Annotated in this window: 25 protein-coding genes; 8 read left to right on the forward strand and 17 right to left on the reverse strand. The window is 72.6% G+C overall.

Annotated elements, in window-relative coordinates:
- Window positions 1-95 precede the first annotated feature (95 nt).
- The 3 genes from QSK39_RS22270 to QSK39_RS22280 are packed head-to-tail and all read right to left on the reverse strand — an operon-like array spanning window position 96 to window position 2,356.
- Window positions 96-1,067: an ABC transporter permease gene (locus QSK39_RS22270; protein ID WP_285479697.1), complete on the reverse strand. Its 972-nt coding sequence runs from the start codon at window positions 1,065-1,067 to the stop codon at window positions 96-98.
- Window positions 1,064-1,948, reverse strand: coding sequence for an ABC transporter ATP-binding protein (locus QSK39_RS22275; protein WP_285479698.1), 885 nt, complete (start codon window positions 1,946-1,948; stop codon window positions 1,064-1,066). Before QSK39_RS22275 ends, QSK39_RS22270 begins: the two co-directional genes overlap by 4 nt.
- A 12-nt stretch (window positions 1,949-1,960) precedes the next feature.
- The gene (locus tag QSK39_RS22280; protein WP_285479699.1) at window positions 1,961-2,356 is read right to left on the reverse strand and encodes a GntR family transcriptional regulator; all 396 of its coding nucleotides are present in this window, start codon (window positions 2,354-2,356) and stop codon (window positions 1,961-1,963) included.
- A gap of 119 nt (window positions 2,357-2,475) precedes the next feature.
- On the opposite strand from QSK39_RS22280, the gene QSK39_RS22285 reads away from it, so the two are divergent.
- The 3 genes from QSK39_RS22285 to QSK39_RS22295 all read left to right on the forward strand — a co-directional run bounded on the left by QSK39_RS22285 (window position 2,476) and on the right by QSK39_RS22295 (window position 5,964).
- Window positions 2,476-3,249: a cyclase family protein gene (locus tag QSK39_RS22285; protein ID WP_285479700.1), complete on the forward strand. Its 774-nt coding sequence runs from the start codon at window positions 2,476-2,478 to the stop codon at window positions 3,247-3,249.
- Window positions 3,246-4,874: a thiamine pyrophosphate-binding protein gene (locus tag QSK39_RS22290; protein WP_285479701.1), complete on the forward strand. Its 1,629-nt coding sequence runs from the start codon at window positions 3,246-3,248 to the stop codon at window positions 4,872-4,874. The genes QSK39_RS22285 and QSK39_RS22290 overlap by 4 nt, the downstream gene beginning before the upstream one ends.
- Before the next feature lie 91 nt (window positions 4,875-4,965).
- Window positions 4,966-5,964, forward strand: a complete 999-nt coding sequence (locus QSK39_RS22295) for a hypothetical protein (protein WP_285479702.1) — start codon at window positions 4,966-4,968, stop codon at window positions 5,962-5,964.
- Between the two features lie 60 nt (window positions 5,965-6,024).
- On the opposite strand, the gene QSK39_RS22300 is transcribed toward QSK39_RS22295, so the two are convergent.
- The 3 genes from QSK39_RS22300 to QSK39_RS22310 all read right to left on the reverse strand — a co-directional run bounded on the left by QSK39_RS22300 (window position 6,025) and on the right by QSK39_RS22310 (window position 9,009).
- Complete coding sequence (locus tag QSK39_RS22300) at window positions 6,025-7,665, reverse strand: HNH endonuclease signature motif containing protein (protein ID WP_285479703.1); 1,641 nt, start codon at window positions 7,663-7,665, stop codon at window positions 6,025-6,027.
- Window positions 7,666-7,835: 170 nt separating this feature from the next.
- Window positions 7,836-8,561 carry a GNAT family N-acetyltransferase gene (locus QSK39_RS22305; protein WP_285479704.1) on the reverse strand — a complete coding sequence of 242 codons (726 nt, stop codon included), beginning with the start codon at window positions 8,559-8,561 and terminating at the stop codon, window positions 7,836-7,838.
- Window position 8,562: 1 nt separating this feature from the next.
- Window positions 8,563-9,009, reverse strand: a complete 447-nt coding sequence (locus tag QSK39_RS22310) for an Lrp/AsnC family transcriptional regulator (protein ID WP_284742675.1) — start codon at window positions 9,007-9,009, stop codon at window positions 8,563-8,565.
- A gap of 157 nt (window positions 9,010-9,166) precedes the next feature.
- Between QSK39_RS22310 and QSK39_RS22315 the strand changes: the two genes are divergently transcribed.
- Window positions 9,167-12,559, forward strand: a complete 3,393-nt coding sequence (locus QSK39_RS22315; protein ID WP_285479705.1) for an indolepyruvate ferredoxin oxidoreductase family protein — start codon at window positions 9,167-9,169, stop codon at window positions 12,557-12,559.
- Here QSK39_RS22315 and QSK39_RS22320 read toward each other — a convergent pair.
- The 4 genes from QSK39_RS22320 to QSK39_RS22335 all read right to left on the reverse strand — a co-directional run bounded on the left by QSK39_RS22320 (window position 12,540) and on the right by QSK39_RS22335 (window position 15,545).
- Entirely contained in the window at window positions 12,540-13,166 is a 627-nt protein-coding gene (locus QSK39_RS22320; RefSeq protein ID WP_285479706.1) for a response regulator, read from the reverse strand. The two genes, QSK39_RS22315 and QSK39_RS22320, sit on opposite strands and share 20 nt — an antisense overlap.
- Before the next feature lie 67 nt (window positions 13,167-13,233).
- The gene (locus QSK39_RS22325; RefSeq protein ID WP_285479707.1) at window positions 13,234-14,199 is read right to left on the reverse strand and encodes a GlxA family transcriptional regulator; all 966 of its coding nucleotides are present in this window, start codon (window positions 14,197-14,199) and stop codon (window positions 13,234-13,236) included.
- Window position 14,200: 1 nt separating this feature from the next.
- Window positions 14,201-14,710 carry an ATP-binding protein gene (locus QSK39_RS22330; protein WP_285479708.1) on the reverse strand — a complete coding sequence of 170 codons (510 nt, stop codon included), beginning with the start codon at window positions 14,708-14,710 and terminating at the stop codon, window positions 14,201-14,203.
- A gap of 193 nt (window positions 14,711-14,903) precedes the next feature.
- Window positions 14,904-15,545: an FMN-dependent NADH-azoreductase gene (locus tag QSK39_RS22335; protein WP_285479709.1), complete on the reverse strand. Its 642-nt coding sequence runs from the start codon at window positions 15,543-15,545 to the stop codon at window positions 14,904-14,906.
- Window positions 15,546-15,627: 82 nt separating this feature from the next.
- Between QSK39_RS22335 and QSK39_RS22340 the strand changes: the two genes are divergently transcribed.
- Window positions 15,628-16,104 carry a MarR family winged helix-turn-helix transcriptional regulator gene (locus QSK39_RS22340; protein ID WP_285479710.1) on the forward strand — a complete coding sequence of 159 codons (477 nt, stop codon included), beginning with the start codon at window positions 15,628-15,630 and terminating at the stop codon, window positions 16,102-16,104.
- A 3-nt stretch (window positions 16,105-16,107) separates the two neighbouring features.
- On the opposite strand, the gene QSK39_RS22345 is transcribed toward QSK39_RS22340, so the two are convergent.
- Both QSK39_RS22345 and QSK39_RS22350 read right to left on the reverse strand, forming a co-directional pair.
- Window positions 16,108-16,719: a SecDF P1 head subdomain-containing protein gene (locus tag QSK39_RS22345; protein WP_502873293.1), complete on the reverse strand. Its 612-nt coding sequence runs from the start codon at window positions 16,717-16,719 to the stop codon at window positions 16,108-16,110.
- Between the two features lie 14 nt (window positions 16,720-16,733).
- A complete protein-coding gene (locus QSK39_RS22350) occupies window positions 16,734-18,521 on the reverse strand; it encodes a glycoside hydrolase family 76 protein (protein WP_285479712.1) in 1,788 nt (595 codons plus the stop codon).
- Window positions 18,522-18,686: 165 nt separating this feature from the next.
- Here QSK39_RS22350 and QSK39_RS22355 point away from each other — a divergent pair, with 165 nt between their 5' ends.
- Window positions 18,687-19,751, forward strand: coding sequence for a serine hydrolase domain-containing protein (locus QSK39_RS22355; protein ID WP_285479713.1), 1,065 nt, complete (start codon window positions 18,687-18,689; stop codon window positions 19,749-19,751).
- Here the strand turns inward: QSK39_RS22355 and QSK39_RS22360 are convergent.
- From QSK39_RS22360 to QSK39_RS22370, 3 genes are read right to left on the reverse strand one after another with little or no spacing between them, the layout of a single operon-like run.
- Window positions 19,748-20,332, reverse strand: coding sequence for a CPBP family intramembrane glutamic endopeptidase (locus QSK39_RS22360; RefSeq protein WP_285479714.1), 585 nt, complete (start codon window positions 20,330-20,332; stop codon window positions 19,748-19,750). The two genes, QSK39_RS22355 and QSK39_RS22360, sit on opposite strands and share 4 nt — an antisense overlap.
- A complete protein-coding gene (locus tag QSK39_RS22365) occupies window positions 20,329-21,225 on the reverse strand; it encodes an NAD(P)H-binding protein (RefSeq protein WP_285479715.1) in 897 nt (298 codons plus the stop codon). Before QSK39_RS22365 ends, QSK39_RS22360 begins: the two co-directional genes overlap by 4 nt.
- Window positions 21,226-21,235: 10 nt before the next feature.
- The gene (locus QSK39_RS22370; protein WP_285479716.1) at window positions 21,236-22,162 is read right to left on the reverse strand and encodes a DMT family transporter; all 927 of its coding nucleotides are present in this window, start codon (window positions 22,160-22,162) and stop codon (window positions 21,236-21,238) included.
- A gap of 73 nt (window positions 22,163-22,235) precedes the next feature.
- Here QSK39_RS22370 and QSK39_RS22375 point away from each other — a divergent pair, with 73 nt between their 5' ends.
- On the forward strand, window positions 22,236-23,159 hold the full coding sequence (locus QSK39_RS22375) for a LysR family transcriptional regulator (protein ID WP_285479717.1): 924 nt from the start codon (window positions 22,236-22,238) through the stop codon (window positions 23,157-23,159).
- 3 nt (window positions 23,160-23,162) lie between these two features.
- Here the strand turns inward: QSK39_RS22375 and QSK39_RS22380 are convergent, their stop codons facing one another.
- Window positions 23,163-24,047 (reverse strand): alpha/beta fold hydrolase, encoded by an 885-nt coding sequence (locus QSK39_RS22380; protein ID WP_285479718.1) that lies wholly within the window; start codon window positions 24,045-24,047, stop codon window positions 23,163-23,165.
- Window positions 24,048-24,105: 58 nt separating this feature from the next.
- On the opposite strand from QSK39_RS22380, the gene QSK39_RS22385 reads away from it, so the two are divergent.
- Window positions 24,106-24,651 (forward strand): helix-turn-helix domain-containing protein, encoded by a 546-nt coding sequence (locus tag QSK39_RS22385; RefSeq protein WP_285479719.1) that lies wholly within the window; start codon window positions 24,106-24,108, stop codon window positions 24,649-24,651.
- Here the strand turns inward: QSK39_RS22385 and QSK39_RS22390 are convergent.
- Entirely contained in the window at window positions 24,635-25,525 is an 891-nt protein-coding gene (locus QSK39_RS22390) for a LysR family transcriptional regulator (protein ID WP_285479720.1), read from the reverse strand. The genes QSK39_RS22385 and QSK39_RS22390 overlap by 17 nt on opposite strands.
- Between the last annotated feature and the right edge of the window lie 54 nt (window positions 25,526-25,579).

Genomic DNA, 25,579 nt, shown 5'->3' on the forward strand with positions numbered 1-25,579 from the left:
CTTCCCCCGGCAGACCACCCGAACGGCCGCAGGGGCGCCGGGCCGCCGTGGGCAACTCACCACCCGGCGGACTGCCCGGTGGGAAACGGCCGTGGTCAGGCGAGCGTGCGCAGCCGGCGGAGCGCGAAGTACACCAGCGCCACCGTCAGCACCGCGAAGATCCCCGTCTCGATGCCCTGGAACGTCCAGAACCGGTCGCCCGGCTGGTACTGCAGCCAGTTGTACGCACCGGCACCGGCCTCGCTCGGCCCGCAGCCGCCCGCTCCGCACGGGCCGATCTCGGAGTTCGGCAGCACCATCTCCCCGGCCGCGTTGCGGACGCCCTGGGAAAGCACCCAGTCGCCCGACGCCGTGTTCGGCGTCTGGTTGCCGTCCGGGAAGAACGTCAGCGTCCGCGCGGGCAGGTAGCGCGGCCGGGCCAGGACCTCGATCGCGACGCGGATCGCCGCGAAGCCGACCAGCGCGATCCCCATGGCGGGCAGCACCTTGCGCCAGTAGGTCCCCGCGAAGACACCCAGCGCCAGCGCGAACAGCGTGTACGCGATCGGCACGACTCCCTGGACGTCGAACGAGAAGTACCCCAGCCGCCCGGTGCTCGCGGTGACCAGCGGCTCGAACCACCACGAGACACCCAGTGCGTACCCGACCGCCAGCACCACGGTGATCCCGCCGACCAGGCCGAACTTCACCAGCGCCCAGTGGAGGCGGCTGACGCCCTGGGTCCACACCAGACGATGGGTGCCCTGCTCGACCTCGCGGGCGACCAGCGGCGCGCCGAAGAACACGCCGACCAGCACCGGCAGGACCACGAACAGCACCGCGACGAACACCATGCCGCCGAACTGCTGCTCGAACTGGTGGCCGAGGCCGGTGCAGCGGCTCACCTCCTCGGTCTGGGTGATCATCGACGCGCTGCCGAGCGCGGCCCGGCAGGCGGGCAGGCCGAGGTCGTCGAACTTCGTGTGCATCGCCAGGCCGGTCGGCACCATGATCGCGGCGAGCGCGACCAGGGCACCGAGGGTGAACAGCGCCTGCTTGCGGTGCTGGCGCCAGGTCAGCCAGATCATGCCGGCACCCCCCATTCGGTCGCGGCGACGCGGACCTCCGCTTCGGCGAGGTGCGCGAGCACCAGGTCCTCCAGGGTCACTTCGTGCTCCGTCCACATCGGATCCACCGGCCCGCCGCCGCGGCGGACGAGCAGGGTCGACTGGCGTTCGGTGTGGCTCGCGCGAACCACTTTCGCGACACCGGCGATGGACTCGCTGCCGGCCCGCGGGCCGACGAGCGTGCGGTGCGACTCGAGCAGCTCGTCGACCGCGCCGGTCAGCTGGACGCGGGACCGCTGCAGGACGATCAGGTAGTCGCAGCTGCGTTCGAGGTCGGCGAGCAGGTGCGAGGACAGCAGGACGGTCGTCTCGCTGTCGGCCACCGCGCCCATCAGCGCCTGCATGAACTCGCGGCGTGCCAACGGGTCCAGGCTCGCGATGGGCTCGTCGAGCAGGAGCAGCCGCGGGCGCTTGGCCAGGGCCAAGGCCAGCGCGACCTGCGCCCGCTGCCCGCCGGACAGCTTGCCCACCGGCCGGTCCGGCGGGACGCCGAGCCTGGCCAGCCGTTCGCGGGCCAGCGCGGCGTCCCAGCGGTGGCGGTTCAGCTTGCCGCCCATGGTGACGTGCTCCGCCGCGGTGAAGTCCCGGTACAGCGGGGTGTCCTGGGCGACGAAGCCGACTTCGGGGAGCATGGACCGCGGGTCGCGGCCGAACACGCGCACCTCCCCCGCGTCGGGCCGCAGCAGCCCGACGGCCAGGTGCAGCAAGGTCGTCTTGCCCGCGCCGTTCGGGCCCACCAGTGCGGCGATCCGCCCGGCGGGCACCTCCAGCGCGCAGTCCTGCAACGCCCAGGTGCGCCCATAGCGCTTGCCCAGCGCCCGGGCCTGCACGGCCAGCTCCATCTCCGGAACTCCCTACGCAAGGTCGCGGGGCACCGGCGTGCCGCGCAACGTGGTCTCGATCAGGGCGGCGATGTCGTCGGCCGACATCCCCGCGGCTTCGGCGCGCTCCAGCCAGGCCACCAGCTCGTCGCGCAGCTGCCCCTGGCTGCCCAGCGACGGCCCGGCCAGGCTGCCGGTGACGAACGTGCCCACCCCCGGCCGGCCTTCCGCGAGTCCCTCCAGGACCAGCTCGCGGTAGGCCTTGAGCACGGTGTTCGGGTTGATCGCCAGCGCCTGGGCCACATCCCGCACCTTCGGCAGCTGGTCGCCGGGCCGCAGCAGGCCCACCCGCAGCGCCTGCTTCACCTGGACGACGAGCTGCATGTACGTGGCGACCCGCGAGCGGCCGTCCAGGACGAACTCGATCACCCGACACCTTCCTATTGTCTTACGACATTAAGACAACACCCGGGAACGCGCCGCTGTCAAGGAACGCCGGCCGGGCATAAGGTCTCGATCGAGACGCACACCGGCACCGGGAGGCAGGCATGTCGTTGTTGGACGGGCTGAGCAAGGCGATCGCCGGGGGGACGATCGAGATCGTCGACCTCACCGCTCCGCTGAGCGCGAGCACGCCGATCCTGCAGCTTCCGGAGCCGTTCGCCAACACCATCCCGTTCCGGCTGGAGGAGATCAGCCGCTACGACGAGCGCGGCCCGCGGTGGTACTGGAACGACATCCACACCGGCGAGCACACCGGCACCCACCTCGACGCCCCCGTCCACTGGGTGTCCGGAAAGGAGGGTCACGACGTCTCGCAGGTGCCGCTGAAGACCCTGGTCGCGCCCGCGGTCGTGCTGGACTTCTCGGCGCAGGCGGCCGAGGACCCGGACTTCCTCCTGTCGATCGACGACGTCCGCGCCTGGGCCGCCGAGCACGGCCCATTGCCCGACGGCGGCTGGCTGCTCTTCCGCACCGGCTGGGACGCGCGCAGCGACGACCAGGAGCGGTTCCTCAACGCCGACGAAGCCGGGTCGCACGCCCCCGGCGTCTCGCCCGAATGCGCGCGGTGGCTCGCCGAGGAAACCCCGATCACCGGGCTCGGGGTCGAGACCGTCGGCACCGACGCGGGCCAGGCGCCCGGCTTCGAACCGATGTTCCCGTGCCACGAACTCCTGCTGGGCGCCGGGAAGCACGGCTTGACGCAGCTGCAGAGCCTCGCCGCGTTACCGCCGACCGGGACGCTGCTGGTGGTCTCGCCGCTGCCGATCGTCGGCGGGTCCGGCAGCCCGGCCCGCGTGCTCGCCCTGGTGGAGCGGTGAACGTCGCCGAACTCGTCGGCCGCACGCTGGCCGGCCTCGGCGTCGGGACGGCGTTCGGGGTGGTGGGCAGCGGCAACTTCGAGGTGACGAACGCGCTGCGCGCGGGCGGCGTCCGGTTCGTCGCCGCCCGCCACGAGGGCGGTGCGGCGAGCATGGCCGACGCCTACGCGCGGATGAGCGGCCAGGTCTCGGTGCTCTCGCTGCACCAGGGCTGCGGGCTGACGAACGCCGTCACCGGGATCACCGAGGCGGCCAAGAGCCGGACGCCGATGCTCGTGCTCACCGCCGACTCGGCCGCCGCGTCGGTGCTGTCGAACTTCCGCATCGACCAGGACGGGCTCGCCGCCGCGGTCGGCGCGGTGCCGGAGCGCGTGCACTCGGCGGCGAGTGCGGTCGCCGACACCGTGCGGGCCTTCCGGACCGCGTGGCAGCAGCGCCGGACGGTCGTGCTGAACCTGCCGCTGGATGTCCAGGCCGAGCCCGCGCCACCGGGAGCGATTGCGCTGCCTTCGATCGAGGGGCCGGCTCCGATGCGGCCCGACATCGGCGTGGCGGCGGACTTGGCGGACCTGCTGATCGCCGCCGAACGGCCGGTGTTCATCGCCGGCCGCGGCGCCCGCGGGAGCCGCGAGCCGCTGCGGGAGCTGGCCGCGCGGTCCGGCGCGCTGCTGGCCACCTCCGCCGTCGCGCACGGGCTCTTCCACGGCGATCCGTTCGCGCTGGGCATCTCGGGCGGGTTCGCCTCGCCGACGGCCGCCGAGCTGATCGTGGGCGCCGACCTCGTCGTGGGGTGGGGGTGCGCGCTGAACATGTGGACCACCCGCCACGGCAAGCTGCTCAGCCCGCACGCGGACCTCGTCCAGGTCGACCTGGAGCAGAGCGCCCTCGGCGCGCACCGGCCGATCGACCTCGGCGTCGTCGGCGACGCCGGGTGCACCGCGGAAGACGTGCTGAGCGAGCTGGGTGACCACAAGGCGGTCGGTTACCGCACCGAAGAGGTCGCCGCCCGGATCGCGGCCGGCCGCTGGACCGACGTCGAGCACGAGGACCTCTCCCGCGAAGGCCGGATCGACCCGCGCACCCTGAGCAAGCTGCTCGACGAGCTGCTGCCGGCCGAGCGGATCGTCTCGATCGACTCCGGCAACTTCATGGGCTACCCGAGTGCCTACCTGTCGGTGCCCGACGAGCAGGGGTTCTGCTTCACGCAGGCGTTCCAGAGCATCGGGCTGGGCCTGGGCACGGCGATCGGCGCGGCGCTGGCCCGCCCGGACCGGCTGCCGGTGCTGGGCACCGGCGACGGCGGGTTCCACATGGCACTGTCCGAACTGGACACCGCGGTCCGGCTCGGCCTGCCGCTGGTGGTGATCGTCTACAACGACGCCGCGTACGGCGCGGAGATCCACCACTTCGGCGACGCCGACATGACCACGGTCCGCTTCCCCGACTCGGATCTGGCCGCGATCGGCCGCGGCTTCGGCTGCGCGGGGGTGACGGTCCGATCCGCCGAAGACCTCTTCGCGGTGCGCGAGTGGCTCGCGGGTCCGCGTGCCGAGCCGCTGGTCATCGACGCGAAGATCGCCGACGACGGCGGTTCCTGGTGGCTCGCGGAGGCGTTCCGGCACTGACCCGGCCTTGACAGCGGCCCGGGCGGAGCTGGATGCTGGCCGAGTTGTCTTACTGTCGTAAGACAGCAGGTATTCCGTCTGGGGAGCTGTCATGCGCCTGTTCAAAACCGTCCTGGCCGTGCTCACGGCCGCCACCCTGGTGGCCGCACCCGCCGACGCGGGTCAGCCCCGGCCACCGTCCGATCCCGTCGGCGCTCTCCTCGCGGCGTTCGACACGCATTCGATCGTCGCGAAGTCCAGCCCCGACCCCGGGCCGTTCGTGTTCGACCTCGTGCGGGACCCGCGTTTCCCCGGCACGGTGAACGACATCGCGGTCGAGTGCGGAAACTCCCTTTACCAGCCGCTCCTGGACGCCTACACCGCCGGCGGCGACGTGGCGGACGTCAGCCACGTCTGGCGGGACACGACGCAGCCGAGCTGCGGGTTTTCGTTGTTCTACGAACAGCTTTTCGCCCTGGTGCGGCAGGTCAACACGACGCTGCCGGCGGCGCGGAAGATCCGCGTGCTGGCGTGCGACCCGCCGATCGACTGGAGCCGCGTCCACACGCCGTCGGACATGGAGCCGTTCCACGACCGGGACGCGTCGATCGTGTCCGTGGTGAAGACGCAGTCCTTGCAGAAGCACCGCAAGGTCCTGATGCTGTTCGGCCTGGGGCACCTGAAGCACGACGGCGGCAGCGCGGCGGTCGCCCAGCTGGAGCGCGAGTACCCCGGCGCGGCCTACGTGATCGCGGACCACTACGGGTTCACCGCGGACAACGCGCGGCTCGAAAAGAGCTTGGGCTCGTGGCCGTCCCTGACCCCGATGAAGGGGTCGTGGCTGGGCAAGCTCGACACGACGTACTTCCCGACGAACCGCGAATACCCGCCGGGTTCGAAGGGTTTTCCCGGGGTGGACGCGTACCTGTACCAGGGCCCGGCGGATCTCCTGCTGCGTGAGCCGCTGTCGGCCCGAGCGGTCCTGGACACGGAGTTCCTGAACGAGCTACGCCGCCGCGCGACCGCCATCGACGCACCACCGGACGGGCTGGCCTGGCCGGAGTTCTTCTTCGAGCGCGAGCGCACGTCCGGGGTGCTGCTGCACGGTTAGCCAGTGCGGCTCGGGGCGTGGGTGTAGGCCCGTAGCCGGTTGGCTGCGGGCCTTTCCCGTTTATGCCGCGAATGGCAGTGGTTGGTGGAGGTTGTTGCGCCGGGGTTTTCGGCGTTTGTCCAGGAACGCTGGTGGGAGGAATTCGGGTAGGCCGTCGGCGGCGATCCTTACTTGCCAGCCGGAGCGGTGCAGCAGCCGGTGGTGGTGGGCGCACATCAGGACGAGGTTGCCCAGCTCGGTGGGGCCGCCGTCGGCCCAGTGGCGGATGTGGTGGCCTTGGCAGTGGCGGGGTGGGCGGTGGCAGCCGGGGAATGCGCAGCCGCGGTCGCGTAGGTAGAGGGCTCGGCGGAGTGGGGTGGAGATGAGGCGTCGTTGGCGGCCGAGGTCGAGGGGTTCGCTGGTGGTGCCGAGCACGGCGGGGATGAGCATGCAGTCGCAGGCGTGGATCCGGGCTTCGGCTGCGGAGATGGTGCCCAGGTCAGCGAGCGCGGCTCGGCCGACGCCAGGTTTGGGGGCAGGGCCGGTGTTGCCGAGCGCGGCCCGGCCGACGCCTGCCTTGGAGGCAGTGCCGGTGCTGCTGTAGGCAGCCTGACCGGCAGTGGGCTTGGGCATGGTTCCGGAGTTGCCGAGCGCGGCCCGCCCGCCGGCGGCCTTGGCAAGGGGCCAGGATTCGCCGACCCTTGCCTGGCCGGTACCGGACTTGGGTGCGATGCCGGTGTTGCCGAGCATGGCTCGGCCGGACGCGACCTTGGGCATAGCGCCGGATTCGCCGAATGCGGCTTGACCGGCAGTGGGCGTGACGCCAGTGCGGCCGAGGGGCGCCGTGCCGATGCTGGCCTTGGGCATGCTGCCGGAGGTGGCCGGGCCGCTTGCAGGCTTGGCGCCGGTGTCGCCGGGGATTGTTGTGGCCAGGCCGGACTTCAAGTCCGCCAACGACACCGCGATCATCACGTGGGCTCGTTCGCCCGCCTGCAGCGGCAAGTCCGGGGAGTTGAACGCCAGGTCGATCGCGTCGGAGAATGCGTCGCCGTAACGTTCCAGTGGGGAACGCAAGTCCGGGCCCTCATCACCGCTGCGGCGTTGCGCCAGGGAGTCCAACAAGGCACTGGCGCGACACCCGGTCTCATCGTCGAAACGGCCGTTCAGCTCCCAGAACCCGGATCTCTTGCGCCGCAATGATAATTCTCGGCTGGGCGTTGAAGGTTCGGTCTCGTCGGGCTCGGTTCCGTCGGGATCCAGGTGGGCCACGATCCGGGCACCCAATGCCGCGACCTGTTTGTGGCCGGCTTCGGAGGCGAAGGACAGCAGGTGCCGCTCGGCCTCGTCGCGGTGCTCGGGCGGGATCTGGGTCATCACGCCGACGATGGTGTCGATCATCGGGGTACTCAGCCGGCCGGCGGAGGCGGCGGCGCCGGTGGCGGGAGCAAGAGCGGGAACCGGGGTGCCGTCGAGGGTGCGGCCGGAATTGAGGGCTCGGGCTCGCTTGACAAGCGTCTCGGCGGCAGCCTTGGGCACATCGGCGAGATGCTCGAAGAGCCGCGCGACAGAGCGGTAACCGAAGAGCTCCAGCACACCACGGGACTCGATTTCCACCAGCAGAGAACCGATCTCGGCTTCCAGCGAGCGCATGGAGGTGAGCAGCGCGGAGATGCGGTCGGCCAGAGCCACCGCATCCGCTTGCCACACAGCTTCGCTGTCCACACAACAAGATTACTGACACCCGAACACATGATCATCACTCGATCAGGTGGAAGCGATACCGCGGCAGGGACACCGTCGCGTGGGGAATCGGCGCTCCGGCACCGGGCGGCAAGCAACAACACGAAGCGCCGATTTCCCACGCCCCGGCGAAGCCGCATCAGTAAAGGCGATCACCCGACCCGATGCGAAACCCAGACGTTGGGCTCAACGTAGACAGCGAAATCCTGCGCAACCGAAACGAACACGGGAGCGAGGGCACCGGGAACCTCCACGACGCCATCACGGTCGAACGGCAACCCGGTCCACCCACGCCAATCCGCCAAAGGCGCCTGAACGGTCGCCGAACACGCCGCGACACCGAGAATCCGGCCACCGGCACGCACATGCGTACGCAACCACCGATCGGCAGGCAGACCGTCCGCCCGCGTCTGGGCGACATACGAGCGCATCGGCACCGCCGGGACCGCCGCCTTGTCCGGCGGCCGGACGGGGATCACGAGCGACTCCGACCCGGCCGCCGCCGCGCGCATTCCCTCCAGCACGGCACGGGAATACCCGCGCCCCTGGTAGTCCGGATGCACCGCGATCTCCAACGCACAAGCGGTGTCCGTGACAACCCCGTCGAGCGCGTCCTCCGCGGCCCACACGGCCACTTCGTCCCAGCCGCGCGAAGGCAACCGCCCGCGCGAACGGAACGGCACCATGATCCCCCGCGCGACCGGCCGGTCGTCCTCCAGCAGCGCGACGACCAGGTGCGGCCAGCGGCTCGCCACCCGGCGGCCGCGCACCAGCAAGCCGGCGAGGCTGCCGGCCATGAACTTCGGCGACTCCGGCGGGTACGGGATCGCGTACGTCGCTTCGGCGAGGTCCGGGCGCTGGGCCAGCGTGACGAGCACGTCAGTTCCCCCGGGACCAGGACTCCAGCGCGATCAGCGTCTTGGTTCCGGTCACCTGGTGGTGCCGGCGGATCTCGTCGATCGTCTTCTGCAGGTGGGCCATGTCGCGCACCCGCAGCCACACCAGCGCGTCCGGGTCGCCCGCGATCGTGAACACCGCCTGCGCCTCGGGCATCCGCGTGGTGGTGCGCAGGATCTCGGCGACCTTCGTGTTGCCGACGAACCTCAGCTCGGTGAACGCCTCGATCCCCCAGCCCAGCTTCGCGTGGTCGACCTGCACGGTGAACCCGGTGATCACGCCGGTCTCGCGCAGCCGGTCGATCCGGCGCTTGACCGCGGCCGTCGACAGCGTGACGCGGCCGGCGATGTCCGACAGCGTCCGGCGGGCGTCCTCGCGCAGCAGGCCGAGGATCTCGTGGTCGGTCGCGTCGAGCAGCTCTTCGGTCATGCGTCCGAGCGTAAACGGACGCAAAAATCCCGGCCAGCGGACGCGGATGCTCGCCGAAATTTGCGTGTGAGACCTTGATCCGGCACTGCCTGTTGCGTGAGGGTAACCAGCGCCGCAGTGTGTCCCGAAGCACATCGACGCGAAGGAGGCCCGCGCCGTGGAGACGTTCACGCTGGACGACCGCTACCTGCGAGAAGCGGGGACCGTGCACCTGACCGGGGTCCAGGCCCTGGTCCGGCTGCTGTTCGACCGCGTCCGCCACGACCGCGCCCACGGCGGCGACCCCGCCGTGTTCGTCTCGGGCTACGAGGGCTCGCCGCTGGCCGGCTACGACCTCGAACTCGGCCGCCGCGCGAAGCTGCTGGAGAAGCACGACGTCGTCCACCGCCCGGGTCTCAACGAGGAGCTGGCCGCGACGTCGGTGATGGGCAGCCAGCTCGTCGCGGGCGCCGGCGGGCGGCGCGGCGTCACCGGGTTCTGGTACGGCAAGGCACCCGGCCTCGACCGCGCTTCCGACGCCCTCCGCCACGCCAACCTGGCCGGCACCGACCCGCGCGGTGGCGCCGTCGCCCTGGTCGGCGACGACCCGAACGCGAAGTCCTCGACCGTCCCGTGCGCGTCCGAGCTCGCCCTCGCCGACCTGGCGATCCCGATCCTCTACCCGGCCGACTCCCAGGACGTCCTCGACCTCGGCATGCACGCCGTCGAGCTGTCCCGGGCGGCCGGCGTCTGGACGTCGCTGAAGGTCGTCGCCAACGTCGCCGACGCTTCGGGCACCGCGACCGTGAGTCCGCAGTGGACCGCGCCCGAAATCGCCAGGGCCTACCGCCACGCGCCGACGTCGCGCCTGCTCGGCACCAGTCTCGCCGAGCTGGAACGCAGCCTCTTCACCGTCCGGCTGCCCCTCGTGCTCGACTACCTGCGCGCGACCGGCATCAACCGGATCACGCAGCGGGGACCGGCCGACCGGATCGGCATCGTCTCCGCCGGGAAGTCCTACCTGGACCTCCAGCAGGCACTGCGCGCACTGGGGCTCGATGCGGAAGGCCTGGCGCAGCACGGCATCCGCGTGCTCAAGCTCGGCGCGATCCACCCCCTCGAACCCGGGATCGTCCGCGAGTTCGCCGACGGGCTCGACGAGATCATCGTCGTCGAGGAGAAGCGCGCGTTCGTCGAGACCGCCCTCAAGGAGGTCCTCTACGGCGTCCCCGGCGCGCCCACGATCACCGGCAAGAAGGACCGCGACGGCCGCACGCTGTTCACCGAGCTCGGCGAGCTGGACCCGGACGTCGTCGCGACCGGCCTGGCCCGCCGGCTGCCCGGGGGCATCGCGTCGGTGGACGCCTTCACCGCGCGCCGCCGCCGCGAGCGCATCTCCGTGCCGCTGCTCGCGCGGACGCCGTACTTCTGTTCGGGCTGCCCGCACAACTCGTCGACGAAGGTGCCCGAGGGCACGCTGGTCGGCGGCGGTATCGGCTGTCACACGATGGCCCTGTTCATGGAGCCCGACCAGGTCGGCACCGTCCTCGGCGTGACGCAGATGGGCGGCGAGGGCACGCAGTGGATCGGCATGGCGCCGTTCGTCGAGGCCGAGCACTTCGTCCAGAACATCGGCGACGGCACGTTCACCCACTCCGGCAGTCTCGCCGTGCGCGCGGCGGTCGCCGCCGGGGTCAACATCACCTACAAGCTGCTCTACAACTCCGCGGTGGCGATGACCGGCGGCCAGGACGCCGTCGGCGGGCTGCCGGTGGAGAAGGTCGCCGAGCTGCTGCTGGTCGAAGGCGCGAAGCGGGTCGTGATCACCAGCGACGCGCCGGGCAAGCTGCGCCGCCGCAAGGTGCCCGCCGGCGTCGAGGTCCGCGACCGGACCGAACTCCTTGCGACGCAAGAGGAACTGGCCGCCATCAAGGGCGTCACCGTGCTCATCCACGAGCAGGAGTGCGCGGCCGAAAAGCGGCGGAAGCGCCGTCGCGGCAAGCAGGAGACGCCGGCGACCCGGGTCGTGATCAACGAGCGCGTCTGCGAAGGCTGCGGCGACTGCGGCACCAAGTCGAACTGCCTGTCGGTGCAGCCGGTGGCCACCGAGTTCGGCCGCAAGACGGCGATCCACCAGTCGTCGTGCAACGTCGACTACTCGTGCCTGGCCGGGGACTGCCCGTCGTTCGTCACCGTGGTGCCGACCGGGAAGAAGCAGCGTCGCGAGCTCGGTGAGCTGGCCGCGGACGCGGTGCCCGCTCCCCCGGCCGCGGCGAAGGACTTCACCGTGCGGATCACCGGGATCGGCGGCACCGGCGTGGTCACCGTGACGCAGATCCTCGCCACCGCCGCGGTGCTCGACGGGCGGCACGTCCGCACGCTCGACCAGACCGGGCTGGCCCAGAAGGGCGGCGCGGTGGTCTCCGACCTGAAGGTGACCGCGGAGCCGGTCGAGCAGGCCCCGAAGCTCGCCACCGGCGAATGCGACCTCTACCTGGCGTGCGACGCCCTGGTCGGGGCGGACGCGGCCAACCTCGGCGTGGCCGACACGTCCCGTACCACGGCGGTCGTGTCGACGACCGAGGTGCCGACCGGCCGGATGGTCGTCGACACGACGGTGTCCTTCCCCGATCCCGGCAGCGTCCTCGCGCCCCTGGAGGCCGCGGCGAAACGCACGGTGTCGCTGGATGCGCGCGGCTTGGCCGAAGAGCTCTTCGACGACGACCAGTTCGCGAACGTGCTGCAGCTCGGCGCCGCCTTCCAGACCGGCGCGATCGGCCTGCCCGCCGAAGTGATCGAGCGTGCGATCGAGCTGAACGGCACCGCGGTGGCCGCGAACCTGCAGGCCTTCCGCCGCGGCCGCCAGCTGGTGGCCGACCCCGATGCGCTCACGACGTCGCCCGCTTCCGCGCGGCCGGTCGCGCAGCCCGCCGCGCGGAAGCTGGTGCACGCGGCGCCGGAGTCCGAGCTGGCCCGGCTGCTCGACGTCCGGGTCCCCGACCTGGTCGCCTACCAGGACGAGCGGTACGCGCGGGCGTACGCGGAGTTCGTCGAGCAGGTGCGGGTGCTGGAGGACGGGCCGACGGAGATCACCGAGGCGGTCGCGAAGCACCTGTACAAGCTGATGGCGTACAAGGACGAGTACGAGGTAGCACGCCTGTCGCTGGACCCGGGGTTCCTCACCGGGATGGAAGAGCAGTTCGGCGCGGGCACGAAGTACGCCTACCGCCTGCACCCGCCGGTGCTGCGGGCCCTCGGCATGAAGCGCAAGATCAGCCTGGGTCCGTGGTTCCGCCCCGCGTTCCGGCTGCTGCACGCGCTGCGGCGGCTGCGCGGCACCCGGTTCGACCCGTTCGGCCGCGCCGAGGTGCGGCGGGTCGAGCGCGAGCTGATCGAGGACTACCGCGGTACGGTGCTGCGGGCCTTCAAGTCCGAAGACGTCGACCGCGACCGGGTCCTGGCGCTGGCCGAGCTGCCCGACCTGGTGCGCGGCTACGAGGACGTCAAGCTGGCCAACGTCGCCCGGTACCGCGAGAAGCAGGCCGAGGTCCTCACGCTCGTAAATAGCTGAGCATCGCCTGGGCTTCGTCGGGGACGCGCAGTTTCGCGCTGACGTCCCCGGCGTGCTGCCGGGCGGCGGCGGTGCCGATGCCGAGCAGCCGCCCGATCGTCGGCACGGAGTGGCCTTCGGCCAGCAGCGCGACGACCTCGCGTTCGCGCGCGGTGAGCGTCGCGACCGGGTCGCCGGGCCGCGGCCGGGCCAGCTGGACGGCGACGACGTCGCGGTCCAGCACCGTGCCTCCCGCGGCCACCCGGCGAAGGGCGTCGAGGAACTCGTCCGGCTTCCCGACGCGCTCCTTGAGCAGGTACCCGGCGCCGCCCCCGCCGGCGGCCAGCAGGTCGCCGGCGTAGCCGTCCTCGATGAACGCCGACAGCGCGAGGATGGCCAGCCCGGGGGCGATCCGGCGGGCTTCGAGCGCGGCCCGCAGGCCCTCGTCGGTGAACGTCGGGGGCATCCGGACGTCGACGACGGCGAGGTCCGGCTCCGCCGCCTGGACGGCGGCGACCAGGTCAGCGGGGTGGTCGACGGCGGCGGCGACGTCGAACCCCTCGCTGCGCAGGAGCAGGACCAGCCCCTCCCTCAGCAGGGCGTCCTCTTCCGCGATGACAATGCGCACGTCGGCTGCCTCCTCGCCTCCACGTCCTCTCCCTGCCTGGATGCACGGATCGGCCCCCGGTACCGGTTCAGCCGATGCCCGTGGTCCGGAACCGGGCACGGTAGTCGCTCGGGGTCACCCCGAGGCCGCGCGCGAAGGCGCGTCGCAGCGTCTCGACGGACCCGAAGCCGGCTCGCCTGGCCACGACGTCCAGGGGCTCGGTCGTGCGTTCCAGCCGGTGCTGGGCGGATTCGAGGCGCACCTGCTCGACGAACCGCGCGGGCGTGCGGCCGAGCTCGTCGCGGAACAGGCGGGTCAGGTGCCGCGCGCTGATCCCGGCGCGGGCGGCGAGGTCGTCGAGGGTGTGCGGCGCCGCCGGGTCGGCCGCGACGGCGTCGAGCACGGCCCGCAGCACCTCGGTGCGCGGGCGGCCGGTCTCCAGCCGGACGCTGAACTGCGACTGCCCGCCGGGCCGCTGCAGGAAGACGACCAGGTGCTTGGCCACCAGCCGGGCCACCTCGGCCCCGAGGTCCTCCTCGACCAGCGCGAGGGCCAGGTCGATGCCGGACGTGACGCCCGCCGAGGTGAACACCGGGCCGTCCTTGACGAAGATCGCGTCCTCGTCGACGCGCACGCGCGGGAAGCGGCGGGCGAGCCGGCCGGTCAGGTCCCAGTGGGTGGTGGCGCGCCTGCCGTCGAGGACACCCGCCGCGGCCAGCGCGAACGCGCCCGCGCACACCGAAGCCGTGCGGTCGGCGCCGCCGGCCAGGCGCCGGATCTGCGTGATGAGCTCGGTGTCGGCGATCGTGCGGACCCATTCGGGGCCGCCGGGGACCAGCACGGTCGCGCCGCGCGGGTCGGCCGCCGCGAGGTCGAGGTCGGCGCCCAGGCGCGTCCCGGTGTTCGCGCTGACGTCGGCGCCGCCGGGCGAGGCCGTCTTCAGCTCGTACCGGCCGCCGTGCTCGTTGGCCTCGGCGAAGACCTCCAGCGGCCCGGAGACGTCCAGCAACCGGACGCCGTCGTAGAGCACGACGAGAACGGGACGGCCGCGCACGTCAGCTCTGGCCGGACCAGCCGCTCAGCCGCGTGAGCAGGCGCTCCAGCACCTCCGGGTCCGCGGCCACCGGGGCACCGGAGACCGGCTCGTCGACGAGGGTCCGGCGGTCCTGCCGCCGCGGCAGGCGCACCTGCTTGGCGTTCATCCCGCCGGGCAGCTCGAGCTCGCACCAGGTCGTGCGGGCCCCGCCGACGCCGGGCGTGACGCCCACGCGCTCGCCGGGCCCGGCGACCTTCGGCTCCGGCAGGCCGGGCACGTCGTCGTCGACCTCGACCACCAGCACGTCGGCACGCAGCCGCAGCCGCAGCGTCACGAAGGCGGGCGACCGCGGGTCACCGGCTTCGATGACGGCCTCGACCAGCCGTCTCGCGGTGGCGGTCACCTGCTCCAGCATCGGCATCAGGGACCAGTCGGTGAGAATCAGGCGGACGAACAGCTCCGTGACCGGCAACGCGCTCGGTTGCGCGACCAGCCGGATATCGTCCATCTGCGAGGTGTGCGCGCTCAAACCTGACCTTCCTCGCCCAGGTGCGGACCGTCCGGGTTTCCGCATCTTTCCACCCGGCCTCGGGCGGCACGGTACCGGCCGTGTCCGGGCTGCTACCGCGGGGGCCCGGGGCCGGGTCGGCGAAGACGAAGATCTGCGCGCCGAACGGTTGCCGGAAGGCGGCCTTCGGCACCGAAGGCCGCCTCGGCGCTCGTCAGACCCGGGCCGGGGCCCAGAGGGCGTCGATGGTCTTCTCGGCCGTCGCGAGGCTCGCGTCGGCCAGCGGGATGAGCTCCGCCATCGCCGGGTTCACGTGCGCGAGCGTCAGCTCCGCCGTGACGAACCGCGGCTCCAGGCCGGTCAGCGAGACACCGTGCGGGAGCCACTGCTCGGCGTGGTCCCAGCCTTCGCGGGGTGCGCCTTCGCCGTACCCGCCGCCGCGCGAGGCCAGCACGATGAAGTCGCGGCCGCCGAGCAGCCCGGTCATCGTCTCGTGGTCGACCGACAGCCCGGGCGCGATGAGGTGGTCCACCCACGCCTTGACGCTGCTCGGCGCGCCGTAGTTGTAGACCGGCAGGCCCAGCAGCACCGTGTCGGCCGCCTTGATCTCGCCGACGAGCTCCTGCGTCAGCGCCCACGACGCGGCCTGGGCCGGGGTGTGCTGCTCCGGCGGGACCGCGCGGGCGGCCCCGCTCTCGGCGTCGAGGTGCGGGAGGGGGTGTGCGCCCAGGTCGCGGTAGGTGACGGTGCCGTCCGGGTGCGCGGCGCGCCACGCGGCCGCGGCCCGCGCGCTGAGCCGGCGGCTCACCGAGCGCTCGCCCTGGATGCTCGAGTCGATGTGGAGGAGATGCGCCATGTCGTTAGCCGCCCATAGATCGTTGATGTAAGACAAACCATTAATAGCACATCGACCATCGACTCGCCCATATACTGGGCGGATGACCTCGCTGCCGGTCGTCAACCAGCCGCCCCACCGGTGCGGGGCGCTGCTCGACCACCTCTCGCGCCGGATGCGGCTGCGCAGCGAGTCCGTGCTGGCCCCGCTCGGCCTCCGGCCGCGCCACCTGATCGCCCTCACCGTCCTGCGCGACCGGGGCGGCAGCTCGCAGCAGGACCTGGCGAAGGTCCTGGAGATGGACGGCACGAACGTCGTCGGGCTGCTGAACGACCTCGAGACCGAGAACCTGATCGAGCGGCGCCGCTCCCCCGTCGACCGGCGGCGCCACGTCGTGGAGCTCACCGACGTGGGCGCGAAACTGCTCGCGCGGGCCGAGTTCGCGCTCGCCGCGGTCGAGGACGAGGTGCTGTGCGGGCTGAGCCACGAGCAGCGCGAGCAGCTCTACGAGCTCCTGTACCGGGCAACGAGCAAGACGAACACCGAAGCCTGCACCGAAGGCCTGCCGCCGACCTGCTGAGCGTCAGCCGCCGGCGATGTCGCGGGCCAGCTGCCGCGCTTCGGGCAGCGTGAACGTCCCGGTGATCTGCGTTTCCCCGCCGGTGATGGCGGACTGCACCTCGGGCGCGGTCAGCACGCGGCTCTTGAGCACCATCGCGACCTGCTTGCCGATGTTCTGCCCGGTCCACTCCGCCCAGGTCTTCGTCCCGGCGGACGTGAAGCGGATGCTGATGTAGGAGCTCCCGGTCTGCGGGTCGACGGCGGCGTCCACGCGGCTCACGTCGGCACCGCTGAGGAACCCGGGCGCGAGGACGTACTTCGTGCCCTTCGCGCGGTCGCAGCTGACCAGCGGCAGCATCGGGTCGTCGTGGCCGTCCAGGGGGTCCGGCTGCCCTTGGGCGCAGTCGAACGCCTGCGCGGCGGCCTGCTGCGTGGCCGGATCGGTACTCTGCCGCTCGGTCGCCGAGCCGGCCGCCGGCCCGGGCGGCAGCTCGGCCAGCACCGGCCGGAAGCGCAGCTGGGTGCCGTCCTTGACGACGAAGCCGGTGGGAACGGCCTGACCCGCCACCTCGGCCTGGCACCCGGTGACGAGCACGGCGACGGCCGCGAGGAGGAGGATCCGCACGGCGCCCATTCTGGCGTGCGGGCCTACCCGGCCGCCAGGATCGCTTCGAGCCCGGAGGCCTGGGTGCGCCAGTCCGTCACGTTCGGCGTGGTGCCGGTCCAGCGCTGGCCGATCCGGTTCAGCGAGTCCCGGTCGCCCGTCCACAGCGCGTCCGCCTGCTTCTGCGCGAACGCGCGGTAGGTGGCCGAGCCCGTCGCCGTGGCGAGGTCGCCGAAGTAGCACAGGAAGATGCCCTTGAACTGCTTCTGGTTGTCGTCGCAGGACCCGGTGCCGGTGTCGCAGGATTCGACGAGCACGCCGCCCGAGGTGAGCCGCGCCATCGCCGCGTCCGCCAGCCGCTTCGCGGCGTCCAAATAGGACTGGACGCCGGTTGCGCGCCACAGTTCCAGCAGCCCGCCGATGCCGAGGCCCTGGTTGTACGTCCAGACCGTCTGGCCGTTGTTGGCACACGACGACGTCAGCCCGTCGTTCACCAGGCCCGAAGAATTGATCAGGCCGCTGTTCAGGAACCAGTCGCCCGCGGTCCGGGCCCGCTGGCCCCACACCGTGTCGCCGGCGAGCCGGTTGTGCAGCGACGCGGTCAGCCGCAGGTACAGCCCGGCCGTGACGGCGTTCTTGTACGTCCGCTCGCGGTTCCACCAGACCCCGCCGCCGCAGCTGCCGGTGTCCCAGAACCCCTGGACGTAGTTCGCGATCGTCGTCGCCTCGGTGAGGTAACGCGCGTCGTGGGTGCGGTCGTAGACGGCGACCCAGGCCAGGCCCCACCACCCGCTGTCGTCGATGGCGCGGCTGACGAAGTCGCCTTCGATCGCGTCGGAACTCCTTACCCCGGCGGGGAAAGCGGCGCGGTTGACGTCGAAGGTGCGGGCCAGCGCGGTGTCGAACCCGCCCGCGTCGGCCACCGCGGTCACCGCGACCGCCGAGTTCCACCAGCTCGACGGCCACCACGCCGTGTACGGGTCGTAGGACCACATCAGCGCGTCGAGCGCGCCGGCGGCCCGCGTCGTCGCCGGGCGTGCCCAGGCCGTGCAGCTCCCTTGCGCGTGCGTGGCTTCGCGGCCGCACGCGCGCACCGCGCCGCCGTAGAGCCGGCCCCGCGGATCGCGCGTCGCGAACGCCGCGGTGTGCGTGCCGGTGGCGCCCGCGGCGACGCTCGTGCGGCCCAGCGACGAGCCGTCGGGCCAGCTCGCGCCGGCGTCCCAGGACCGGTCGAGCCAGATCTCGTCGCCGGCGCCGCCGGCTTCGATTCCCGCCCAGGCCATGCCCTTGCCGTCGAAGTGGAGCCGGATCGTGCGGCCGAAGAGCGTGGTCGGCGCCACCGGCTGGCTGTCACCCGTGCCCGGGGCGGTGCGGTCGCAGGCGGCGTCGCAGACGTCCGGGTAGATCCACGCGGTGCACGCGACGCCCTGCGCGTCCCCGCACGCCCGGACCAGTCCACGGTGGTGGTGCTGGGGATCGGTGAGGTTGTACATCAGCGTGCGGGTGCCGGTCCACGTGCCCGGGATGCTCGCTTTGCCCAGCAGGCCTTCCCAGGTGGCGCCGCCGTCCCAGGACCGGTCGAGCCAGACGGCGTCGCCGGCGACGCCGTTGTCGATGCTCGCCCACGCCATGCCGTCGGGGTCGGAAGCGTGCAGCCGCACGACGCGGCCGTTGATCACCTTGTCGGGCAAGGGAAAGCTCTCCCGCGCGGCCCGCGACGGATCGAGCGTGTCGCACGACGTCACGCACACCGTCGTGGCCGCTTCGGCGGGCCGGAGGGACATCGGAGTGAAGGAACCGAGGACGAGCAGCAGCACGAGCAATGTCCGCATCGACATCCCTCTCCACGCACCGGGGTTCGCTCCAGCATAGGAAGCCGGCGGCCGATTCTGAAGGATTCCGCCCGGTTCTGGCTCGTTCCGGACAAAGGTTCTCCACCGGGCCTGTGCCCGAAAAAATGAGTGGTGCGGCCTCTCCGGACGGGGTTGGCTGGCGCCGTGACCGAAATCTGGGGTGGCTGTGAGGACCGGTTCGGCAAACTGCGCGACGTGCTGGCGGAGTCGCTGGACACCGACGACGTGGGCGCCTCGGTCGCCGTGTTCGTGGACGGCGAGCCGGTGGCCGACCTCTGGGGCGGACATGTCGACACCGCGCGCACGGTCGCGTGGGATCGGGACTCCATCACCAACGTCTGGTCCACCACCAAGACGATGACCGCGCTGTGCGCGCTGGTCCTGGCCGACCGCGGCGACCTCGACCTGGACGCGCCGGTCGCGCGGTACTGGCCCGAGTTCGCCGCGGCGGGCAAGGGAACCACGCGCGTGCGGCACCTGCTCGGGCACACCGCGGGCCTGCCGGACTTCGACGGCCCGATCGCGGTCGAAGACCTCTTCGACTGGCCTGCCGTGACGGCGCGGCTGGCCGCGCAGGCTCCGGCGTGGGAACCCGGTACCGCCGGCGGCTACCACTCCGTCACCTTCGGCTTCCTGGTCGGCGAAGTCGTCCGCCGCGTCACCGGGCGCAGCCTCGGCACGTTCTTCGCCGAGGAGGTCGCCGGCCCGCTGGGCGCGGACTTCCACATCGGGCTGGGAGCGGAACACGACCACCGGGTCGCCCCGCTGATCCCCGACCCCCAGGGCGACAAGCCGCCGGGGTTCCTCGTCGGTGTCTCGGATTCGTACCCCGAGGCCTGGCGGCGTGCGGAACTGCCCGCCATCAACGGGTACGGCAACGCCCGCTCGGTCGCGGCGGTGCAGTCGGTACTGGCGTGCGGGGGCGTGTCGGGCGGCGTGCGGCTGCTGTCGCCGGCCGGCGCCGAGCGGGTCTTCGAAGAGCAGTTCCACGGCGATGACCGCGTCCTCGGCGCGACGATGCGCTACGGCATGGGCTTCCGGCTGGAGAACCGCACGTGCACGTGGGGCGGCTGGGGCGGCTCGATCGTCCTCGTCGACGCCGACCACCGCCTGGCGGTGTCCTACGTGATGAACCAGGTCCTCTGGGACGGCGGGTACGACCGCGGCCTCGGCGTGGTGATGGCCGCCTACGAGGCGATCGCGGCTTAGTCGTCGAGCTCCGGCGGGAACAGGCGCGGCAGGAAGGCGAGCATCAGCGCCGACCAGACCACGTGCGTCAGCAGCGGCGCCTGGACCCCGCCCGACCGGCCGCGCTGCACGGCGAACAGGGTGCCCATCGCCGCCGAGGCCAGTACCAGGGCCGGGTTTCGCGTCGCCGTCGTCGAAAGGACGTACAGCGCCGTCGATCCGCGAGGGCCGAAAGCGTCGTAGAGGGCGCCGCGGAAGAAGACCTCCTCCGCCGCGCCCGTCACGAGCGTGGTCACCGCCACCGAAGGCGTCGAACCGTGGTGGGCGTGGCCGAGCACGCCCGCGATCGCCCGCCGCAGCAGCGGGATGCGGCGGGCCACCAGCGCGCCGCCGTAGAACGCGCCGAACGCGCCGGCCCCCGCCAGGACCGGCCCCGCGACGTCCCGGCGGCCCCGGGGCACCCGTCCGGCGCCGGCGAACCACGTCGCCGCGACCGACGCGGTGAGGACGTGGAACCGGCGCGAACCCGACCGGCTGGCCAGCGACGCGCCGAGCAGGCCGGACCCGGCGGCCGTCACCCCGGCGAGGAGCGCCTTCTTCACGCGGGCCGCCGGCTCTTCGCCCGCTCGCCCAGGGCCTGCAGCACCGCTTCGTCGTACCCCATCGGCTCGAACTCGACGATCCGGCGGATCGCGTCGTCGCGGACGACGACCTCGTTCGTCATCGAGTCGATCAGCGCCCGCCCGGTGGTGACGTCGATGTCGGTGACGAGCGAAAGCCAGTACGACGAAAGCCTCGGCGAGAGCAGCGGCACCGGCACGATCACCAGCGGCCGCCCCTCGATCGCCGCGACCCGCTGCAGCATGTCCCGGTAGGCCAGCACCTCGGGCCCGCCGATGTCGAACGTGCGGCCCGCCGCCTCCGGGTGGTCGAGCACGCCGGCGAGGTAGCGGACGACGTCGGCGATCGCGATCGGCTGGGTGCGCGTGCCGACCCAGCGCGGCGTGATCATCGCCGGCAGGTGCTCCACGAGCTGGCGCGTCAGCTCCCACGACGTCCCGCCGTGCCCGACGACGATCCCGGCACGCAGCACGGTCACCGGCACGCCGGTCTCCCCCAGCAGCCGCTCGACCTCGCGCCGGCTGCGCAGGTGCGCCGAAAGCGTGTCGTCGTCGTCCCCGAGGCCGCCGAGGTAGACGATCCGGCCCACGTCGGCGTCGGCCGCCGCCCGGGCGAACGCGCGGGCCGCGTCGGCGTCACGGCGCTTGAAGTCCGCACTGTCGAGTGAATGCACCAAGTAGTAGGCGGCTTCGGCGCCCTTGAGGGCGTCCCGCAGGGAACCGACGTCGGCGACGTCGCCGCGCACGGGCTTGCCGGCGCCTTCGTACTTGTCGGGGTGCCGCGTCATCGCGAGGACGTCGTGCCCCGCTTCTTCCAGCACCGGGCACAACCGGCTGCCGACGAACCCCGAAGCCCCGGCCACCAGCACTCTCATGGTCGCGACGTTAGCCGGGGCTTCGCCGGTCCGCAGAACGTCGGTTCCCGGCGAAGCAGACCGCGGCGACGACGCCCGCGCAGCCGGCGAGCTGCAGCACGCTCGGCGTCTCCCCGAGCAGGCCGATGCCCAGCAGCACGGCGCCGACCGGCTGCAGCAGCATCAGGGTCGCGCCGGTGGTGGCGGACATCCGGGGCAGCGCGGCGGAGATCAGGATCCAGCCGATCAGCTGACCCACCACGGCGAGCGCGACCAGCCAGCCCAACGTCTCCGGGCTCGGGCTCAGGTCGAGCGAGCCGGTCGGGAGCCCGAGCACGACGGCGACGACGCCGGCGGAGATCGTCGCCAGCACCAGGGACTGCGCCTGCGCGCCCGCGCCGCCGCTGAGCCGGATCAGGAAGAGGTACACCGCGTACCCCGCGCCGGCCAGCAGCGCGAACACGGCGCCGGTCACCGGGTCCGGGCCGAACGAGCCGGTGTCGGCGAACCCGCCGGCCAGCACGACGCCGCCGAGCAGCACGGGCACGGCGATGACGAACCGCTTCGCCGGGCGTTCCCGCAGGAACAGCAGCGCCAGCAGCGGCACGATGACCACCTGGACGGCGAGCAGCACGGTCGCGACACCGGCGCCGATCCGCGGGATCGCCTCGCCCCACAGCACGAAGTCCAGGCCGAGCCCGGCGCCGGCCAGCAGCGGCAGCAGCACGCGGGGCGCAGGGCCGGACTTCCGCCGTTCCCGCGCGGCGAGTGCGAGCAGCACCGGCAGGGCCAGCAGGCAGCGCCAGAACGCGCTGGTGCTGCCGCTGGCGTGCGAAACCTTGATGAAGACCGACGACAGGGAGATGCAGAAGCTGCCGAGCGCCGCGAGCAGGCGCGGGTCGAAGCGCTCGGTGAACGGCGCGGGGACGGTCGTGGGGCGGGGCGCGGTCGCGGTCACCACTCCAGCGTGCGGGTGCTGACTGTCAAGGACAAGCGAATGTTTCTGCGCGGAATTCGGTAGTATCCCTACCGTGTTCGGAATCGAGCGGATGCGCGCGCTGCACGCCGTGGCCACGCAGGGGTCGGTCGCCGCGGCGGCCGCGTCCCTGCACGTCACGCCGTCGGGGGTGTCGCAGCAGCTGGCGAAGCTGGAGAAGGAAGCCGGGCAGCGGCTGCTGGAGCCGCGGGGCCGGGGCGTCCGGCTGACGAAGGCGGGCCAGGTGCTGGCCGGGCACGCCGAGCGGATCCTGGCGCAGGTCGCCGAGGCGAAGGCGGACCTGGAGCTGCTGCGCGAGGACGTCATCGGGCCGCTGCGGGTCGGCGCGATCCCGACGACGGTGCACGCGCTGCTGCCCCCCGCGCTGGCCACGCTCGCCGCGCAGCACCCGCGGCTGGCCGTGACGCTGCACGAGGGCGAGGCGGAGCAGACGATGCCCCGCGTGCTGGCCGGCGACCTCGACGTCGCGGTGCTGGAGAGCTGGGAGGACCGGCCGACGGTGCTGCCGCCGGCGACGACGCGGATCGCGTTGTTCTCCGACGTCGCGGACCTCGTCCTGCCGGCCGGGCACCGCCTCGCGCACCGCAAGGCGGTCGATCTGTCCGAAGTGGACGACCTGCCGTGGATCGGCTGGACCCTGGAGTCCGGCTGCTACGAGTGGCTGGTGCAGGTGCTGCGCAAGCAACGGCTGGAGCCGCGGATCAGCTGCACCGTCGGCAGCTACCCGACCCAGCTGGCGCTGGTGGCGGGCGGCGTCGGCGCGGCGCTGGTGCCCCGCCTGGCCCGCGAGCTGCAGCCCGAGGGCGTCCGCATCCTGGCCACGCGCCCGGCGCTGACCCGGACGATCTACGCGATCTGCCGGGCGGGCGAGGAGGACCACGGCGTCGTGCGTGCGTGCCTGGACGCGCTCAGGGCCGCCTCCGCGCGGTTCCGGAACGCGGGGCGGCCCACCGGCTGAGCGTCAGCGGATCAGGTCCCGGATCGCCCGCAGCACCGCATCCTTGCGCTGGATGTGCAGGAACTGGTGCGCCGCGTCGTCGAGCACCCGGTGCTCACCGCGCGACGACGCGGCGGCGATCGACGCGTGCAGGTCGCGGATCCCGCGCTGGGCGGCCTCGATGAGCTCCTCGGAACCGAACTGCGACCAGTACGGGTTGCGGCCCATCGCGGTGAGCACGATCAGCGGGACGTCCGGGAGCTGCCCGCCGGCACGCAGTTCGGCGTAGACGTCGTCCTCGTTCGCCGTCTCGCCGAGGACGGTCCGCCACGCCGCCAGGTGGTGCTCGACCAGGGACTCGCGCACGTCCGCCGGCCACTCCGCGAACAGCTCGGCGTACTGCCCGCGCGCGGCCGCGAGCTGGTCCTCGGTGAGGTCAGGCATGTCTGCCGCGGCCTGCTTCATCCGCTCGTTGAGCTCGACGGCTTCCGCGGGCAGGTGGGCGAACAGGTCTTCGTGTCCCGGGTCCAGCAGGAGCACGCCGGCGACGTCGGCCGGGAACAGCTGCGCGAACCGCCGGGCGTAGGACGCGCCCAGGGAGTGCCCGGCCAGCACGTACGGCCCGCCGACGCCGGCCGCTCGCAGGAGGTCTCGCAGCTCGGTCGCGACCTCGGCGGCCGTGCGGGGCAGCGCGACCGCGTCGCTCCAGCCGGTGCCGGCGCGGTCGTAGAGCACGCTCGTCGTGAACTCCGCGGCGGCGGTGTGCACGTTCAGGTAGTCCAGGCCGACGAGCCCCGCGCCGGGCAGGACCACGACGGGCGGACCGCCGGAGCCCGCGCGGTCGAGGAACAGCGCGCGGCCCGCGACCTCGAGGGTCCGGCCGCGCGGCGGCGATGCGGTGAGGGGCATGACGGCTCCTTCCATTCTCAACTTTGCGAACGGTAGCACGTATGAGAACATCAGGGCCATGGATCCCCTGCGCCTGCTGGTGCACCCCGTGCGGCTGCGGATCGTGCACGCGATGGCGGGCAGCCGGACCCGCACCACGACCGAACTGTGCGAGCGCCTGCCCGACGTCTCGAAGGCGACCGTGTACCGGCACGTCGGCGTCCTCGCCGACGGCGGGATCCTCGAGGTCGAGGGCGAGCACCGGGTGCACGGCGCCGTCGAGCGCCGGTACCGCCTGCGGCGCGACCGCGCGGTGGTCGACGCCGCCACCGCCGCATCGGTGTCCAAAGAGGACCACCGGCAGGTGTTCGCCACCGCGATGGCCACGCTGATCGCGGAGTTCAACGCCTACCTCGACCGCGAAGACGCCGACCCGGCCGCCGACCTCGTCGGCTACCGGCAGCACGCGGTGTGGCTCAGCCGCGCGGAGCTGGAGGGCATGATCGGCGAGCTGCGGGAGGTCATCGTGCGCCGCCTGGGCAACGAGCCCGCCCCGGACCGGACGCGGTACCTGCTGAGCCCGATCCAGTTCCCCGCCGCCGAACCGTCTACTGTGGACGACTGAGCCGACCGGCCATCTCGGTCACCAGCTTTCCGGGCTGCCGGTGGTGCACCAGGAAGACGTCCCGCGCCGGCCGGGCGTCGGCGGCGTCGCGGACCTCGATCCGCGCCGTCCCGATCCGGGCGAGCACGCTCTCCGGCACGAACGCGATCCCCAGCCCGGCCTCGACCAGCGCCAGGATCACCTGGTAGTCCCGGGTTTCGTAGGCGACGCCGAGCGTGACCCCGGCGGCGTCGGCGAGCTGCTCCAGGCACACGCGGTTGGGCACGCCCGGGCTGCCGGAGATCCAGTCTTCCCCGGCCAGCGCGCCCAGCGTGAGCCGGCGGCCGCGGGCTTTCGGGTGCCCCTCGGGCAGGATCAGCCGGAACCGCTCCGAGCGCAGCAGCGTCCGCGTCAGCCCGCGCGGGTCGGGCAGCGGCGCGCCGGGATAGCGGTGGGTGATCAGCAGGTCGAGGTCGCGGGAGTGGACCAGCCCGTACCCGTCGGGGGGTTCGAAGTCCAGCAGCCGCAGCGCGACGGCGGGGTGGTCGCGGCGGAACCCGGCGAGCGCGGCGGGCACCAGCGTCATGCCGGCGCTGGCGAACGTGCCGACGGTGAGCTGGGCCGGTTCCTCGTCGAGCAGGGCGCGGACGGTCCGTTCGGCGGTGCGCAGCTCCCCGACGATGGTCTCCGCGTGCCCCAGCAGCGCCTCCCCGGCCGGCGTGAGCGTGACCCCGCGCGGGTTGCGGTGCAGCAGGGGCGCGCCGACGTCGCGTTCGAGCTTGCCGAGCTGCTGCGAGACGGCGGACGGCGTGAAGGCGAGCCTCCGGGCCGCCCCGGCGATGGAGCCGGCGTGCGCGACCTCGGCGAGCAGGGCCAGGCGGTGAGCGTCGAGCATGGCAGCCTCCGGCCGTAAGCATCGCTAAAGCCAGCATAGGAGACGTCGCTGGTG

Origin of the sequence: Amycolatopsis sp. NBRC 101858 (assembly GCF_030269325.1) — a bacterium.
GTDB classification, from domain to species: domain Bacteria; phylum Actinomycetota; class Actinomycetes; order Mycobacteriales; family Pseudonocardiaceae; genus Amycolatopsis; species Amycolatopsis ponsaeliensis.

Excerpts from the sequence above, each read along its gene's own strand:
- QSK39_RS22390 (WP_285479720.1), bottom strand. The coding sequence starts at position 25,525 with ATGCTCGACGCTCACCGCCTGGCCCTGCTCGCCGAGGTCGCGCACGCC.
- QSK39_RS22335 (WP_285479709.1), bottom strand. The coding sequence starts at position 15,545 with ATGGCGCATCTCCTCCACATCGACTCGAGCATCCAGGGCGAGCGCTCG.
- QSK39_RS22295 (WP_285479702.1), top strand. The coding sequence starts at position 4,966 with ATGCGCCTGTTCAAAACCGTCCTGGCCGTGCTCACGGCCGCCACCCTG.
- QSK39_RS22340 (WP_285479710.1), top strand. The coding sequence starts at position 15,628 with ATGACCTCGCTGCCGGTCGTCAACCAGCCGCCCCACCGGTGCGGGGCG.
- QSK39_RS22380 (WP_285479718.1), bottom strand. The coding sequence starts at position 24,047 with ATGCCCCTCACCGCATCGCCGCCGCGCGGCCGGACCCTCGAGGTCGCG.
- QSK39_RS22365 (WP_285479715.1), bottom strand. The coding sequence starts at position 21,225 with ATGAGAGTGCTGGTGGCCGGGGCTTCGGGGTTCGTCGGCAGCCGGTTG.
- QSK39_RS22310 (WP_284742675.1), bottom strand. The coding sequence starts at position 9,009 with ATGACCGAAGAGCTGCTCGACGCGACCGACCACGAGATCCTCGGCCTG.
- QSK39_RS22345 (WP_502873293.1), bottom strand. The coding sequence starts at position 16,719 with ATGGGCGCCGTGCGGATCCTCCTCCTCGCGGCCGTCGCCGTGCTCGTC.
- QSK39_RS22270 (WP_285479697.1), bottom strand. The coding sequence starts at position 1,067 with ATGATCTGGCTGACCTGGCGCCAGCACCGCAAGCAGGCGCTGTTCACC.
- QSK39_RS22385 (WP_285479719.1), top strand. The coding sequence starts at position 24,106 with ATGGATCCCCTGCGCCTGCTGGTGCACCCCGTGCGGCTGCGGATCGTG.
- QSK39_RS22285 (WP_285479700.1), top strand. The coding sequence starts at position 2,476 with ATGTCGTTGTTGGACGGGCTGAGCAAGGCGATCGCCGGGGGGACGATC.
- QSK39_RS22350 (WP_285479712.1), bottom strand. The coding sequence starts at position 18,521 with ATGCGGACATTGCTCGTGCTGCTGCTCGTCCTCGGTTCCTTCACTCCG.
- QSK39_RS22275 (WP_285479698.1), bottom strand. The coding sequence starts at position 1,948 with ATGGAGCTGGCCGTGCAGGCCCGGGCGCTGGGCAAGCGCTATGGGCGC.